Origin of the sequence: Sorangium sp. So ce363, assembly GCF_051520435.1 — a bacterium.
GTDB lineage: Bacteria > Myxococcota_A > Polyangia > Polyangiales > Polyangiaceae > Sorangium > Sorangium cellulosum_B.
In genome coordinates this window covers 1,731,934-1,746,063 of sequence record NZ_CP150333.1, presented here as the reverse complement: position 1 = coordinate 1,746,063, position 14,130 = coordinate 1,731,934, and the positions used below count along the sequence as shown (strand labels likewise).

Below are 14,130 nucleotides of genomic sequence, written 5' to 3'. Positions count from 1 at the left end.
CCATGCGCATGAAACGAACCGTCTCCGCCTCGCTCGCAGCCGTGGCGCTCGCCGCCTGCGCTCCGGTCACGTCGACGCCGCCCCCCGCGCCCCCCGGCGCGCAGGCCCCCGCCGCGGCGCCGCCCGCCGCCGCGTCGGCGGACGACTTCCGCAAATCGCCGCCTCCCCCGGGGCCGGAGGTGGTCTTCCAGCCGCCGCGGATCGAGGAGGCGAAGCTCGCGAACGGGATCCGCGTCCTCGTCGTGGAGCGGCACGAGCTGCCGATCGTGGCCGTGGACGTGACCACCATCCGCGGCGCCGACCAGGCCGAGCCGGGCGTCGGCGCGTTCGCGGGCGCGATGCTCATGCAGGGCACCAGGACCCGCAGCGCGCTCGCGCTCAGCGACGCGCTCGGCAAGCTCGGCGCGAGCTTCTCGTCCGCGGTCGGCTTCGACGGCGGCGGCGTGCAGGGCCAGAGCGTGACGCCGCGGTTCGGGGAGATGCTCACGCTGCTCGGCGATGCGTACATGAACCCGGCCTTCGCGCCGGCGGAGATCGAGCGCGAGCGGTCGCGCCGCATCACCCAGCTCGCCGAGATGAACGATCGCCCCGCGTCGCTCCTCTCCATCGCCCAGGCCCAGGTCCTTTACCCCGAGGGCCACCCGTACAACGCGCCGCTGATCGGCACCGAGGCGGCGCTGAAGAAGATCACGGCGGGCGCCCTGGCGAAGTTCCACGCCGCGCAGTTCCGGCCGGAGCTGACGACCGTCGCCATCGCCGGGGACATCACCAAGGCCGACGCGGTGAAGGAGGTGGAGCGGGTCTTCGGCGCCTGGAAGGGCCTGGCCTCCGCGCCGCCCGCCCCCGCCAAGGCGGCGATCCCCGCCGATCCGCCGGCGATCGCCGCGGGCGCGCCGCGCGTCGTGGTCGTCGACAGGCCAGGGCTCACGCAGTCGACCGTGACGGTGGCGCTTCCGGGCGTGCCGCGCGCGACGGCGGACTACGACGCGCTGCTCGTGATGAACACCCTCCTCGGCGGGCAGTTCTCGAGCCGGCTCAACCTGAACCTGCGCGAGAAGCACGCCTACACCTACGGCGCGCGCTCCGGCTTCGACATGCGCCACGGAGCGGGCCCCTTCTCCGCGGGCGGCGCCATCGTGCGCGAGAACACGGGCCCCGCCGTGAGGGAGATCTTCGCGGAGATCGACCGGATGCGGCGGGAGCCCGTCACGAACGAGGAGCTCGCGGACGCCAAGGCGAACCTCATCCGCCAGCTGCCGGCGCGCTTCGAGACGGCGGACGCGACCGCGTCGACGATCGCGGGCCTCGCGGTCTACGATCTGCCGCTCGACGAGTACGCGACGCGACCGGCGAGGCTCCAGCGGATCACGCCCGCGGACGTGCAGCGGGTCGCGCAGAAGTACCTCGTGCCCGAGCAGCTCCGGGTCGTCCTGGTGGGCGACGCCAGCGCTGTCGGAGAGCAGCTCTCGGCGTTGCAGCTCGGTGAGGTCATCGTGCAGAAGGCCCCAGGCGTGACGGCCGGACCGGCGGCGGCGGCCAGCAAGCCGGCGGCGCCCGCAGCGCCCCAGGCTGCAAAGCCCGCGGCGGCCGCGCAGCCTGCCGCGCCCCAGACCACAAAGCCTGCAGCGCCCCCCGCAGCGAAGAAGCCGTGAGGTACGCCGCGCCGCTCGCCTGCGTGTGCGCGCTGGCGTGGAGCGCGCCCGCCGCCGCGCAGGCGGGGCCGGCGGCCCCGGACTGGGCGTTCGGCACGCCGGGCGGCGAGGCGGCCCTCGCCGCGGCCTGCACCGCGTCGCTCGCGACGTACCTGCTCCCGCAGCGGCGCTCCGGGTGGGGCGCCGCCACCAGCGAGGAGCGCAACGACGCGGTCGGCCTCGCCAGCGATATCACCGGCGCGGCGGCGGGCACGCTGCTCCTCCTCGGCAGCGGGTACGCCCTCGAGGGCAGCTACCTCGCGGGCGCCGGCGTCCCCCGCCCCTACTCGCGGGCGCTCAGGACATCGCTCATCGAGGTCGAGGCGGTGGCGCTGTCGACCGGCCTCTCGAACGTGATCAAGCGCCTGTCGGGCCGGTGCCGTCCGCGCTCGTGGCGGACCGATCGGTGCGGCGAGACCGACCTCGATTTCGACGCCTTCCCCTCGGGTCACACGACCCCGGTGGCCGCCATCGCGGGCGCGCGCCTGAACCTCGCGCTGCGCACGACCGGCGACGCCGCGCCGCGCCTCGGCGCGCTCGCCCTCGCCGAGGCGGCCACGGTGGTGACGATGGCGCTGCGGATCGGCGCCGGCGCGCACTCGTGGCAGGACGTCGGCGCCGGCATGATCCTGGGCCACGTGACGGGCTTCGCGATCGCGGCGGTCCACCCGATCCAGCCGAGCGAGACCAGGTACGCGGCCGGCGTGATGCCCGGCCCGCCCCCCGAGCCCGCCGCGGTCACCTGGTCGTGGGCGTTCTGATGCCACGTCGAGAGGCCGCCGGGGGCTCGGCGGCCGCGGTTGCGCCCCGCTCCCCCGCCGCCCCGCCTCAGAGGCCCATGCAGCTCGCGTAGTACGTCACGGTGGCTGGCCAGTCGGAGAAGACGCCGCGGACGCCCACGTCGCGCGCGAGCACGTCGAGCATCACCATCGTGTCGCCGTCGTTGTCGATGCTGTCCGCGACCGACTGGTAATAGTAGCCGCCGCCGCTCGCCAGCGGGCCCGAGCGCTCGAGCGTCCACGTGATGATGTCGAGGCCGGCCGCCTTGGCGGCCTCGGCGTAGTCCGAGGGCACGATCCCTCCTTTGCCGTCGAGCGTCACGAGCGCGAACATCGGCGGCGCGACGATCTTCACGCCCTGATCCGCGAGGCGCTGCATCCCGGAGACCGCCTCCTCGTACCCCTCGGGCGTGTCGACGCGTTCGTCGAGGTACACGGCCTGCGCGCCGAACTGCGGCTCTCTCTCGAGCCAGTAGAGCACGTCGTCGAGGCGGAACGACTGCGCGAACACCTGCTTCGGGTCGATGTCGGCCGCCTTGTACTCGTCGATCATCTGCTGCGCGAAGTCCTGTTGCTCGTACTCGCCCTCGTACGGCATCTCCACCTCCGGGACCTTGAGCTCCGGGGTGAACTTGACGCCCAGGCTCGAGAAGAGCTCGATGCTCTCGGCGTGCGTGAGCAGCGTGCCGCACGTGGCGTAGAGGTCCGTGCGGAACGTGGGCGTCGCGGCCATGTACTCCAGGGCTGTGGCGGCGTCCGGGTTCGCGGAGTCCATCTTGCCGCAGAGCCGCTTGAACTCGGCGAGGGTGATGTCGCTCGTGCAGCACTTCGCCGAGGCGGGCGTTCCGGCCTCGGCGTCGGCCGGCACGAACGGCTCCGAGCACTTCTCGGCGAGCTCCGGGATCGCGAGGATGTTCGTCGTCGTGTGGAGATCGCACTGGGCGTGACGGCACACGAGCTTTCGGTCCCTGGTGAAGGTCACGTCGCACTCCACGATGCCGGCGCCCATGCGGGCGGCCGCCTCGTACGACTCCCTCGTGTGCTCGGGGAACTGCATGCAAGCGCCGCGATGGCCGATGGAGAAATCGGTGCGCTCGAAGGGCCCCTCGGAGCACGAGAGGAGCGTCTCCTTCAGCTCGCCTTCTTCCATGTCCGCGACGAGGTAATACGGCCGCGGGCCGAGCTGCACGCCGTGCTGCGCGGCATCATCCTCGGCCGGCGGGGCCGGCAGCGGCGCGGGTTGCACCGACTCGTCGCCGCTGGAGCACGCGCTCAGCGCAGCGACAGGCAGCGCGACAAGCGCCGTGGCCGTGCTCATTCTGGCGCTCTTCCTGATCATGAGACGCTCTCCTCTGGGTGGATTGAAGTTCGGACGGTACTCGCGTGCTCCTGTGAGAATATGTCGTCGGTGAAACAACCAAGCGACATCCCCTCTCCGGCGTGCTGTCGCCAGGAGCGGCGGTGATGCGCGTGCGCTCCTCGAAGAGGGGCGTGATGCGATCCATGCTCGCGCATGCCCACCTTCGAGAAGCGCACGCGCATCGCCGCGCCCCCCGAGCGGGTCTTCGCCTTCCACGAGGAGCCTGACGCCCTCGAGCGCCTCACGCCCCCCTGGGAGCACGCGCGCGTGCTGGAGAAGACGGGCGGCATCCTCGTCGGCGCGCGCGTGGTCGTGGAGACGCGCGTCGGCCCCGTCCTCTTGCGCTGGGTCGCGGAGCACACGCAGTACGAGCGGGGCCGGATGTTCCAGGACACGCAGCGCAGCGGGCCGTTCAAGCGCTGGGTGCACACGCACCGCATGGACCCCGACGGCTCGGGCGGCTGCTACCTCACGGACCGCGTGGAGTACGAGCTCCCGCTCGGCGCGATCGGCCGGCTCGGCGGCGGCCTCTTCGTCCGGCGCAAGCTGGAGCGGATGTTCGACTACCGCCACGAGGTGACGCGACGGGCCTGCGAAGCCCAGCCGCGGTAGCCCGCTCGCCGACCGCCGCGTCCGCCGCACGGCGCGCACGCCCCCTGGTTGCCAAGGCGTACGCCGGACCCAAGTTGCTCGCAATGCCGCGGCACGCGGCGACGGCAAGGAGAAGGAGCATGGCGTTCTACCGTTGCGGCCGTTGCGGCTCGATCAACCGGGTTGCGGACCAGAGGGTCAAGGATCGGCCGGTCTGTGGCCGCTGCAAGGCTCACCTCGACACGACGGGCGCTCCGCAGCCGGTGGACGGGGCCGCGCTCGAACAGGCGATTGCGAGCTCTCCTGTCCCCGTCCTTGTCGACTACTGGGCCACCTGGTGCGGCCCGTGCCGTGTCGTCGCGCCGGCCCTCGACGAGCTCGGCCGCAGGAATGCGGGCCGGGTGCTGGTCCTCAAGCTCGACACCGACGCCGATCCGGCGGAGGCCGGGCGCCGGCGCATCCAGGGGGTGCCCACCTTCGTGCTCTTCAACGGAGGGCGAGAGCTCGATCGCCGCAGCGGCGTGACCTCGCGCGCCGATCTGGAGCGCTGGATCGAGACCAAGGCCGGGCAGCCCTCCACGGGCGCGAGCCACACTTGAGCCCGCGCTGCGGGCCCTGCCTGCAGGAAGCGGAGCTGGGGAGCTGGGAGCCGGGAAGAGCGGGTGACGCGACGCGCCTGGTCGACGTCACCAGCGCGTCTTCAATCAAGCGTTGCGCGTCCGGCGAGGCAGGCGTGGCGTTGAAGAATCACAGCCGAGCTGACGCGCTGGCTCCGCGTTCGCTCAGGTCGTCCCCGGGGCGCGCGGCGCGGGGCTCGCCTCCCCTCGCCCGAACGCGGCGGCCGCCGTCCCGCCGCGCGACGCCCGGTAGCGCGCCAGCTCCCCGAACTGCGCGAGCCGCGCGCGCACGATGTTCCTGCTGATGCCGAGCAGCCTGGCCGTCTGGAGCTGGTTGCGATCGCAGTAGCGGTACGCCGTCCGGATGATCGTCTCCTCGATCTGCTCGTGCAGGTTCGGCAGGTTCTGCTCGAACATCGCGAGCAGCGCGCCCTCCAGCGCCGTCGCCTGCGGCGTCGGCCTGACCTGGGACACGGCGTCCGTCGCCCCCTGCTCCGGCGGAGGAATGCTGGCCCCGGCCTTCGGCTGGAGCGCCGTGAGGCGCAGGTCCGCCGGGGTGACCTCCTGGCCTTTGCAGACCAGGAGCGCGTGGTGCATCGCGTTCTCGAGCTCCCGGATGTTCCCGGGCCACGGGTGCCCGAGGAGCCGCGCTGTCGCCTCCGCCGTGAGCACGGCCGGCCCCGAGCCGAGCCGGTGCGTGTAGAGCTCGAGGAAGTAGCGCGCCAGCGGGAGGATGTCGCCCGGCCGCTCGCGCAGCGGCGGGAGCGCCAGCGTCGCCACGTTGAGCCGGTAGAAGAGATCCTCGCGGAACTTCCGCGCGATCACCGCCTCCTCCAGGTTCACGTTGGTCGCCGCGATGAGCCGCACGTCGATCGGGATCGGCTGGCGCGAGCCGAGCCGCACCACCTCGCGCTCCTGCAGCACGCGGAGCAGCTTGACCTGGAGCGGCAGCGACAGATCCCCGATCTCGTCGAGGAACAGCGTCCCGCCGTCCGCCGCCTCGAACCACCCGGCCTTCGAGGTCGTCGCCCCCGTGAAGGCGCCCTTCTCGTGGCCGAACAGCTCGCTCTCGACGAGGGACTCCGACCAGGCGCCGCAATTCACCGCCACGAAGGGCCGCCCCCGCCGGTGGCTCAACGTGTGGATGTGACGGGCCACGATCTCCTTGCCCGTGCCGGTCTCCCCCGTCACGAGCAACGTCGCGTCGCTCGGCGAGAGCTGCCGGATCCGCTCGAGGATCGCCTGCGAGCGTGGATCCTCGAAGACAAGCGCCTTGGCGCGCACAGAAAGGGCCAACGAGCTCGTGTTGGGAAGCGTGAGCAAGGGCATCGTCATCGGGCTTCACTCACCATAATAGCGGATGGTTCGTCCATTATAACGGATGACCCTGCCATGCGCCAGAGATCTTTCTCTGGCGCGGCCCCACCGGTTGTCCCAGATGGCTTCGGGCCTCCCGTCACGCTGCGCCTCGAGCCGTCGCGCTAGGCCTCGAGGAGGTAGCCGCGCACCTCGTCGACGAGGGCCTTGATCTCGTGATCGGTGCGGGACCTCGGTCGCGGCGCGCTGACGGGGACGACGCGCTTGATCCTCCCGGGCCGCGGCTCGAGCACGACGACGCGATCGCCGAGGAACACCGCCTCCTCGACGTCGTGCGTGACGAGGATCATGGTGATCTGCTCCTCCTGCCAGATGCGCTGGAGCTCCTGCTGCAGCTTCGCGCGGGTCAGCGCGTCGAGCGCGCCGAACGGCTCGTCGAGCAGCAGGATGCCCGGCCGGTTGACCAGCCCTCGCGCGATCGCCGCCCGCTGGGCCATCCCGCCGGAGAGCTGGTGCGGGTACGCCCGCTTGAACCCGGACAGGCCCACGAGCTCGAGGTGCTCGTCGACCGCGCGGGTCTTCTCCGCGTGCGTCCACGCCGAGCTCTCGAGCCCGAGCGCGACGTTCTGCTCGATGGTGAGCCAGGGGAAGAGCCGGTGCTCCTGGAAGACGATGCCCCGATCGAGGCTCGTCCCCTGGACGCGCGCGCCGCCGACGAGGATATCGCCCTCGTAGTCGCCGTCCAGCCCGACGAGGAGCCGGAGGAGCGTCGACTTGCCGCAACCGCTCGTGCCCACGACGCTGATGAACTCGCCGGGGTGAATGGTCAGGCCGATCCCCCGGAGGACCTCCAGGGGCTTGTCCTTGACCACGTACTTCTTGCTGACATCGCGAATGTTGATGACTCCAGGCGAGCCCATGAGTTCCTCCTCGAAGCAGACGAAGCAGACGAAGCAGACGGAATCAGACGTTGACGACGTTGACGACGTTGACGACGTTGACGACGCTCACACGCCGTGGACGCGCCACCGCAACAGGCGGTCTTCCGCGGCCTTGGCCAGCGCGTTCAGGCCGAAGCCCACGAGGCCGGACACGATCAGCCCGACCAGCACGACATCCATGGCGAAGCGCTCGCGCCCGTCCACCATCAGGCTGCCGATCCCGGGGGCGGGCTCGAGCAGGTACTCGGCCCCGAGCGTGCCGAGCCACGCGTAGATGAGCCCCTGGTGCACGCCCGCGAAGAGCGACGGCGCGGCGGACGGCAGGATGACCTTGCGGAGGATCTGCCACCGCGAGAGGCGGAGCACCCGCGCCACCTCGATGTGCTCGACACCGACGCTGCGCACGCCTTCATAGGTGTTCACGACGACCGGGTAGAAGGCGGAGAGCGCGATGAAGGCGATCTTCGCCTGCTCGCCCACGCCGAGCCACACCGACATGAGCGGGATCCACGCGAACAGCGCGACCTGCTTCGCCGCGTGGAAGCTCGGTGAGAACAGCTTGTCGGCGGTGCGCGAGACGGCGAGCAGGCCGCCGACGGCGCCGCCCGCGAGGATCCCGAGCGCGAGCCCAAGGAGATCCCGGACAAGGCTGGCGCGCAGGTGTGCCCAGAGATCGCCGCTCTCGTGCAGCGCGCTCGCGGCCTTCCAGACCGCGAGCGGCGGGACCAGGATGCGGGTGTTGGCGAGCTCGTAGCGGCAGACCACGAGCCACGCGACGAACAGCAGGACGGGCAGGACCAGGCCGCGCCGCAGCCGCGGCTGGATCAGAGCATGGGTGATGGCGCTCATCGTGTGTGATCTTCGGTGAGGTGTACCAGGGCGTCTTCGGTGAGGTGTTACAGGGCGGCGCGCCGCCAGCGGAGGAGGCGGGCCTCGATCGCCTCGAGCCCCTTGTCGAGCGCGAGCCCGACGATCCCCACGACGAGGATCGCCGCGAGCACCACGTCGAGCTGGAACAGCTGGCGGCCCCAGACGATCAGGAACCCGACGCCCTCGGACGAGGCCAGGAGCTCGACCGTGACGAGCGACAGCCACGCCTGCGTCAGGCCGTAACGGATGCCGACGGCGATGGACGGCACCGCGGCGGGGAGCACGACCCTCCGGAGCAGCTGAGCATGGCTGAAGCGGAAGACCCGGGCCACCTCGATGTACGATCTCGGCACGTTCTTGATGCCCTCGAACGTGTTGATCGCCACGGGGATGAGGCTCGCCTGCGCGATGAGGATCAGCTTGAGCGACTCGCCGATCCCCGCCACCATCATGACCAGCGGCAGCCACGCGAGCGCGGGGACCTGCGCGAGCGCCTTGAAGAGCGGGTGGACGTGCTCCTCGATCCGCCGCGAGAGCCCCATGGCGATGCCGAGCGCGAGGCCCGCCGCGCCGCCCGCGGCGAAGCCGCCGAGGACGCGACCGAGGCTGATGGCGATGTTCGTGTGCAGATCGCCCGAGCTCGCGAGCTCGGTCAGCGTCTGCACGACGAGCCCTGGCGCGGGCAGGATCTGCGCCGGGATCAGCTCGCGCTGCGAGGCGTAGCTCCACGCGAGGAGGAGCGCCGCCGGGAAGACGAGCCCCACGGCGACGTTGCCCACCTTCCGCGACAGGAGCCGGGAGGCGCCGCCCGCGGGCAGCGCCACGTCGGGCGCCGCGAGCTTGTAGCCGGCCTGGGTCTGGCTTTCTTGAATTCCCTGCTGCGTCATCTTGGTTGCCTTTCTCTCGTGGCGTTCCGCCCTGCGCTAGGCCCCTTCGCCGCGCGCTCTCCTCTCATGACCTCCCGGGGTGCTTGACCTTCCCGTTCACGTCGAACTCGGGCCAGTAGCCCTCGAGGTTCAGCTCCTTCAGCGCCGCGTTCAGGAACCGCAGATCGATCCAGGAGTCGACGTCGAACGTGTTCCTGATCAGGCCGAACCGCTTCGCGTCGGCGGCGGCCGCCTTGTAGCGGGAGATCAGGTATTCATCGAACAGGGGGCTCGCGCGCACCTTGAGCGAGTCGCCCGTCTGGTCCGCCTTGAAGTTCGAGTACGGCACCCCCGACTTGGACCAGAGCTGGTAGATCGCCGCCGGGTTGGCCTCGTTCTGCGCGATCCAGTGGGCGGCCTGCACGACGACCTTGACGACGCGCCTCGTGATGTCGGGATATTTGTTCGCGAAGTCCTCGGTGACGATCAGGTGGGCGTGCCGCAGGTAGGCCGGCGAGTCGTTCTTCGTCGAGTAGACGATCTTGGCGACCCCCTGATCCTGGAGCGTGAGCAGGTCGTACCCGCCGAAGGCGGCGTCGATGTCCCTCGTCGCCAGCGCCGCCTTCGCGGTCGCGCTGTCCATGTTGAGGATCCGGAGATCGCGCTCCGACAGCCCGCTGCCCGCGAGGATCTTGTTGACGGCGAGCTGCAGATTCGTGCCCTTGAAGAGGGCGACCTTCTTCCCCTTGAGGTCCGCGAGCGACGCGATCGACGAGTCCGCCGGGACGGCGAGGTAGGTATGCTGCCTCGTCGACACCCCCGCGAGGAGCTTCGTCTTGAGCCCTCCCGCCCTGCCGATGCTCGACGGCAGGTCTCCCTGGAGCGCGAAGTCGAGCAGCCGGTTCGCGTACGCCTCGTTGACCGCGGGCCCGGCCCCCTTGAAGAAGGACCACTCGATCTTGATATTGTCCTTCTTGAACTCCTCCTCCAGGAGCCCCCGCGCGTGCACCACGCTCAAGCTGCTACCGCCGACGAACGGCCGGTTCCCGATCCCCACCCCCGCAAATGCCACCCGGATAACGCCAGGCGCCTCCGCCCGCGCCACATGCGCCGTCAACGTCAAAATCGCCGCGACCAGTATCTGCACCAACATCAAAGCTCGTCTCATAAACTTCCTCTCTGAACTCATTGCCACACACCGCCACCAGAGGGGGGCTCACCCGCACAGGAGACGGGCCCAGATCGGCGTTTTCGGCGCGCAGGCGTACTCACGTACGCCGAGCACCGAAAACGTCGAGGTGGGCCCGTATCCGAAGCGGGTGAGCCCCCCTCTAGAAGGAGCCTTGGAGCTGGGCTAGGACCTCGTGTTTGGCCCCCTCGGTGCTCGTGCGGTCGTCTCGACGGTTGACGTTGAGCTGGAACTTCGTCGTCTCCGCGAAGAAGACGTTGAAGCCGAGCGTGTAGACGTCGACCCGGTTCTCTTTCACCTCGGTGCTGGGGTCGAAGAGGTCGACGCGGAGGAACGGCTGGTAGGTCTTCGGCCACCAGTCGTCGTAGCGGCCCTGGTTGCGGTAGCCCCTCAGGAACTGCTCGCCCCAGTTGTAGAAGAAGGTCGCCACGTGCGACAGGCTGGTTTGCCTCGTCTTCCGGGGGTCCTCCGCCGTCGTCCCGAGCGTCACGTCGTCCTGGCCGTAGATGAACTCGTAGGTGACGCCGATCGGATAGTGGTTGTAGTAGATGTCGCCGCCGAAGCGACGCTTGACGCCCTTGCCGGACAGCGTCTTCTTCTCGTCCTTGAGAAACGTGTTCTGCCAGCCGATGTACGCGCTCCCGCCGAGCGTGATCTGGCGGAGGATGGAGTTGTAGTCGGACGGCACGGTGAACGCGAGGCGGCCGATGATGTCCTTCTCGCTGTTGTCGTCGGGCGTGTTCGGCCCGCTCCCGTTGATGATGCCGATCGCGTAGGCGAGGAGGGGCGCCCGGTAGTTGTAGCCGTAGTCCACCTGCGGCAGCACGTCGCCGCGGACGATGAGCCCGAGGTCGCGCCGGTTCAGCCCGAGCTTCGTCGTGAACTGCGCGTTGGTGATCACCGGCTTCAGCTCCTCGCTCGCGGGGACCTCCAGCCCGAAGGGCAGGAGCTGCTGGCCCAGGGTGACCTGCAGGACCCAGTCCTCGGGGGCGAGGGTGGGGAGCACGGAGTACGCCAGCTGGGCGTCCAGCAGGTTGAGGAAGCTGTTGTTGCTCGCCTGCTGGGGCGAGGCGCCGAAGCGCACCGAGTAGGTCAGGTTGCGGCCTTCCTCGTAGTCCTTGTAGAGGATGCCATTGAACGTGAGGGTCGCGGCGCCCGTGTCGAACGTCACCTTGCGATCGTTCGAGGTCGCCGTGTTCACCGGCTGCTCCGTCCATCCGATGCGCGCCTGGATGACGCCGCCGACGAGGAGGGAGCGGGTCGAGAGGGCGGTGTGGAGATCGCGCTCTCGCTGCCACTGGAACTTGAAGTTCTCGAGGTCGGTGACGAGCCCTTGCAGGTCGTCCCGCGTGACGGCGTTGGGATCCGGCTCGACGAAGGCCTCCGCGGCTGCGTCGCCCGCGGGCGGGGCGCCGGGGTCCGGCGCGCCGGGGGTGGCGCCGGGAGCAGCCGGGGCGGCGGTCGCGGCGCCCGGCGCGGCGGGGGCTGCGCCAGCAGGCGCCGCAGCCGCACCGGCAGGCGCAGGGGCCGCGCCGGCAGGCGCCTGAGCCGCACCGGCAGGCGCAGGGGCCGCGCCGGCAGGCGCAGGCGCAGGCGCGGGACGCTCGCCCTGGGCTCTGCCGGGCGGGTTCTGCGCGCTCGCCTGCGTCACGCAAAGGACGAGGGTCGTCGCGAGGATCGATGAAATGGCGGTTCTTGAGCGGTCGAGCAAACGCATGAATGGATCCAGAGGGGTTCGTTGATTCACAGCTACGGTCGGGCGGGGCTGCTTCCGTCGCCCCGCCCGACGCTCCACGTCAGGCCGCCTTGCTCTTCCGCAGCTTCTGCTCGACCGCGGTCCCGGCGAAGAAGCCGGGGTTCTTGCCGGCAAAGAAGTTGTAGGGGTGGGTGAACACGAGATCGCGGAAGTTCGCCTCCGTGAGCGCCCCGCGCTCGACGAGGCTCCAGGTGTCCGCGAGGACCTCGGTCAGATCCGGCACGTCCCAGTGGCCGCTGTCCGACGCCCAGAACGCGTTGAGCTGGACGCCGAGCGGGTTGACCTTCGTGTTGAACGCGTACGCGATCGTGGGGTCGTCCGCCTCGGAGCCAAAGTAGAAGTTCGGCACGTACCGGTCGCGGATGTCCTCGATCCGCTCGATGCCCGCCGCCGCGAAGTCGTCGAGCGCGCCCGGGTCCTGCGGCTGCCTCCGCGAGTTGTTCGAGACGCCGAGCGCCCCGCCGAGGACAGCGTGGATATCGCCGAGCCGCGCCCCGACCTCCTCGCCGCCGTACTGCTGGTACAGCGCGTACAGCAGCTTCGCGTCGATCAGATCAGGGTTGTAGTTCTGGACGGCCCTGCCGTTGCGCTTCTCCCAGTGCCCCACCAGATCCGCGAACAGCGTCGCGCCCCACGCCGCCCCTCCCTCGAGGAAGCCGACGCGGAGATCGGGGAACCGGCGGGTCACGCCGCTGAAGAAGAGCGACTTCGCGAGCGCCTCGGAGGCGGAGGCGAAGTGGCCGATGTGGTTGTACATGTAGCTCGAGACCGAGCTGCGGCTGGTCCACCCCATCCCGGCGGAGTGGGTGGTCAGCACCGTCCTGAGCTCGACCGCCTTGGCCCAGAACGGGTCGTAGTTGTGCTCGCTGTCCACGCCGAACGTGTCGAGCCAGTTCGCGTGCCGCGCGACGTCCGGGTGGTGCCGCGACGGGTACTTCTCGGCCACCGACCGGATCGGCCGCCGGAGGTTGCCCGGGATGAGGGCGACCTTGAGGCCGAGCTCGCGCACGGCGAACTCGAGCTCTTCGACGCCCTCCTCCGGCGTGTGCAGCGGGATGGCCGCGACAGGCGTGAGGCGGTCGGCGTACGGCCGGTACACGTCGGCGTGATAGGCATTGACCGCGCGGATGAGCACCCGGCGCAGGTCCTCCTTGCCGACGTGGGTGGCGAACGTGGAGACGTTCGGGAAAAGAACCGCGTAGTCCGTCCCCGACTCGCCGAGCCGCTCGTGCAGCAGCCTGGGCAGCGACACCGTGGCGAGATCGAGGGTGTTCTTGGTCGGCAGCGCCCACCACGGCGGGCGGACCGAGCGCTGCGCCGCGCGCTGCTCGGGCGTGAGCTCGTACCACTCGTTGCTCAGGTAACCGAAACCCCGGTTGATCGCGTCGCGGAACTCGTCGACGGACTTCGCGCCGCCGTACTTCGCGATGTAATCCTCGAGGATCGGCGCGAACTCGATCGTGTGCAGATCGGTGTCGATCACCGGATAATCGAGCTTGTCGCGCACCACCCGCGAGCGAGAGGTCTTCTTGCCGTCTTTCAGCGAGAGGTGAGAGGATGAGACGCTCATGACGATGACTCCATGGCGCGATCGCGCGGTCGCGCGGCGGCCATCGGCGCCGGGCAGCCACGCCCAGGGCGCACGAGGCCGCGCGCCGACCAGGCGCCCGCTCCTGTGCTGATAATGTGAGAGGCCTTCGAGCTAGAGCGCCGCGAGCGCGGCGCCCCTACAGCGCGTGGCGGTCCATCGCTCGACGTCAGCGCCGATCCGGCGGGGCGCGAGCCGCTGCGAGCGCCGGGGGAGCGCGGGAGAGCGCCTCTCTGCCGGCGCGCCACAGGCGGCGCGGCTTCGCCCGACAGTCGGCACGCCCGCGCGGGCGTTCGGCATGGTCGAGCTGGCGAGGACAGGTGAGATCGCGCCGCGCACGATCGCTGGGTTCTTCATAGCTGCCTTCAGGTGAGCTTTCGCCCTGACGCGTTGCATTGCGCGGACCAAACCTTCGCCGTTGCCAGCAAGGCAGGCCGGGCGGAAGCTCTGCTGGTGCGCTCCGCGAGCAGCGGCGCCCGCTCTTTCCAGAGCGCCGTCCCGGGGGAGAGACGGAGAGGCCTCGAAGGACCCGGCACCTCCCGGCGGCGAAGGAAGATCAACGGAT

12 protein-coding genes are annotated in these 14,130 nt (G+C 70.3%); 4 read left to right on the top strand and 8 right to left on the bottom strand.

Annotated features, from left to right (window positions below):
- The first annotated feature begins 2 nt into the window (after positions 1-2).
- Positions 3-1,652, top strand: a complete 1,650-nt coding sequence (locus WMF12_RS06675; protein ID WP_437869308.1) for a M16 family metallopeptidase — start codon at positions 3-5, stop codon at positions 1,650-1,652.
- On the top strand, positions 1,649-2,452 hold the full coding sequence (locus WMF12_RS06670) for a phosphatase PAP2 family protein (protein WP_437869303.1): 804 nt from the start codon (positions 1,649-1,651) through the stop codon (positions 2,450-2,452). Before WMF12_RS06675 ends, WMF12_RS06670 begins: the two co-directional genes overlap by 4 nt.
- A 67-nt stretch (positions 2,453-2,519) precedes the next feature.
- Here WMF12_RS06670 and WMF12_RS06665 read toward each other — a convergent pair whose 3' ends face one another.
- Positions 2,520-3,809 carry a glycerophosphodiester phosphodiesterase family protein gene (locus WMF12_RS06665; protein WP_437869289.1) on the bottom strand — a complete coding sequence of 430 codons (1,290 nt, stop codon included), beginning with the start codon at positions 3,807-3,809 and terminating at the stop codon, positions 2,520-2,522.
- Between the two features lie 174 nt (positions 3,810-3,983).
- Here WMF12_RS06665 and WMF12_RS06660 point away from each other — a divergent pair, with 174 nt between their 5' ends.
- Both WMF12_RS06660 and WMF12_RS06655 read left to right on the top strand, forming a co-directional pair.
- Positions 3,984-4,442 (top strand): SRPBCC family protein, encoded by a 459-nt coding sequence (locus tag WMF12_RS06660; protein ID WP_437869277.1) that lies wholly within the window; start codon positions 3,984-3,986, stop codon positions 4,440-4,442.
- Between the two features lie 119 nt (positions 4,443-4,561).
- Entirely contained in the window at positions 4,562-5,020 is a 459-nt protein-coding gene (locus WMF12_RS06655) for a thioredoxin family protein (RefSeq protein WP_437869267.1), read from the top strand.
- A 183-nt stretch (positions 5,021-5,203) separates the two neighbouring features.
- On the opposite strand, the gene WMF12_RS06650 is transcribed toward WMF12_RS06655, so the two are convergent.
- The 7 genes from WMF12_RS06650 to WMF12_RS06620 form a co-directional block, all read right to left on the bottom strand.
- Positions 5,204-6,367, bottom strand: a complete 1,164-nt coding sequence (locus WMF12_RS06650) for a sigma-54 interaction domain-containing protein (RefSeq protein ID WP_437873837.1) — start codon at positions 6,365-6,367, stop codon at positions 5,204-5,206.
- A 152-nt stretch (positions 6,368-6,519) separates the two neighbouring features.
- The gene (locus WMF12_RS06645; protein WP_437744778.1) at positions 6,520-7,275 is read right to left on the bottom strand and encodes an ABC transporter ATP-binding protein; all 756 of its coding nucleotides are present in this window, start codon (positions 7,273-7,275) and stop codon (positions 6,520-6,522) included.
- A gap of 87 nt (positions 7,276-7,362) precedes the next feature.
- Positions 7,363-8,145 carry an ABC transporter permease gene (locus WMF12_RS06640; protein WP_437869245.1) on the bottom strand — a complete coding sequence of 261 codons (783 nt, stop codon included), beginning with the start codon at positions 8,143-8,145 and terminating at the stop codon, positions 7,363-7,365.
- A gap of 47 nt (positions 8,146-8,192) precedes the next feature.
- Positions 8,193-9,053: an ABC transporter permease gene (locus WMF12_RS06635; protein ID WP_437869239.1), complete on the bottom strand. Its 861-nt coding sequence runs from the start codon at positions 9,051-9,053 to the stop codon at positions 8,193-8,195.
- A gap of 64 nt (positions 9,054-9,117) precedes the next feature.
- Positions 9,118-10,185 (bottom strand): ABC transporter substrate-binding protein, encoded by a 1,068-nt coding sequence (locus WMF12_RS06630; protein WP_437869230.1) that lies wholly within the window; start codon positions 10,183-10,185, stop codon positions 9,118-9,120.
- Between the two features lie 178 nt (positions 10,186-10,363).
- The gene (locus tag WMF12_RS06625; RefSeq protein WP_437869207.1) at positions 10,364-11,938 is read right to left on the bottom strand and encodes a hypothetical protein; all 1,575 of its coding nucleotides are present in this window, start codon (positions 11,936-11,938) and stop codon (positions 10,364-10,366) included.
- Positions 11,939-12,017: 79 nt separating this feature from the next.
- Positions 12,018-13,547 carry an amidohydrolase family protein gene (locus WMF12_RS06620; RefSeq protein WP_437869202.1) on the bottom strand — a complete coding sequence of 510 codons (1,530 nt, stop codon included), beginning with the start codon at positions 13,545-13,547 and terminating at the stop codon, positions 12,018-12,020.
- Positions 13,548-14,130 lie beyond the last annotated feature (583 nt).

What these genes read in the sequence shown, in the direction of transcription:
- WMF12_RS06675 (WP_437869308.1), top strand. Translation starts at nt 3, where the DNA reads ATGCGCATGAAACGAACCGTCTCCGCCTCGCTCGCAGCCGTGGCGCTC.
- WMF12_RS06665 (WP_437869289.1), bottom strand. Translation starts at nt 3,809, where the DNA reads ATGATCAGGAAGAGCGCCAGAATGAGCACGGCCACGGCGCTTGTCGCG.
- WMF12_RS06660 (WP_437869277.1), top strand. Translation starts at nt 3,984, where the DNA reads ATGCCCACCTTCGAGAAGCGCACGCGCATCGCCGCGCCCCCCGAGCGG.
- WMF12_RS06655 (WP_437869267.1), top strand. Translation starts at nt 4,562, where the DNA reads ATGGCGTTCTACCGTTGCGGCCGTTGCGGCTCGATCAACCGGGTTGCG.
- WMF12_RS06650 (WP_437873837.1), bottom strand. Translation starts at nt 6,367, where the DNA reads ATGCCCTTGCTCACGCTTCCCAACACGAGCTCGTTGGCCCTTTCTGTG.
- WMF12_RS06645 (WP_437744778.1), bottom strand. Translation starts at nt 7,275, where the DNA reads ATGGGCTCGCCTGGAGTCATCAACATTCGCGATGTCAGCAAGAAGTAC.
- WMF12_RS06640 (WP_437869245.1), bottom strand. Translation starts at nt 8,145, where the DNA reads ATGAGCGCCATCACCCATGCTCTGATCCAGCCGCGGCTGCGGCGCGGC.
- WMF12_RS06635 (WP_437869239.1), bottom strand. Translation starts at nt 9,053, where the DNA reads ATGACGCAGCAGGGAATTCAAGAAAGCCAGACCCAGGCCGGCTACAAG.
- WMF12_RS06630 (WP_437869230.1), bottom strand. Translation starts at nt 10,185, where the DNA reads ATGTTGGTGCAGATACTGGTCGCGGCGATTTTGACGTTGACGGCGCAT.
- WMF12_RS06625 (WP_437869207.1), bottom strand. Translation starts at nt 11,938, where the DNA reads ATGCGTTTGCTCGACCGCTCAAGAACCGCCATTTCATCGATCCTCGCG.
- WMF12_RS06620 (WP_437869202.1), bottom strand. Translation starts at nt 13,547, where the DNA reads ATGAGCGTCTCATCCTCTCACCTCTCGCTGAAAGACGGCAAGAAGACC.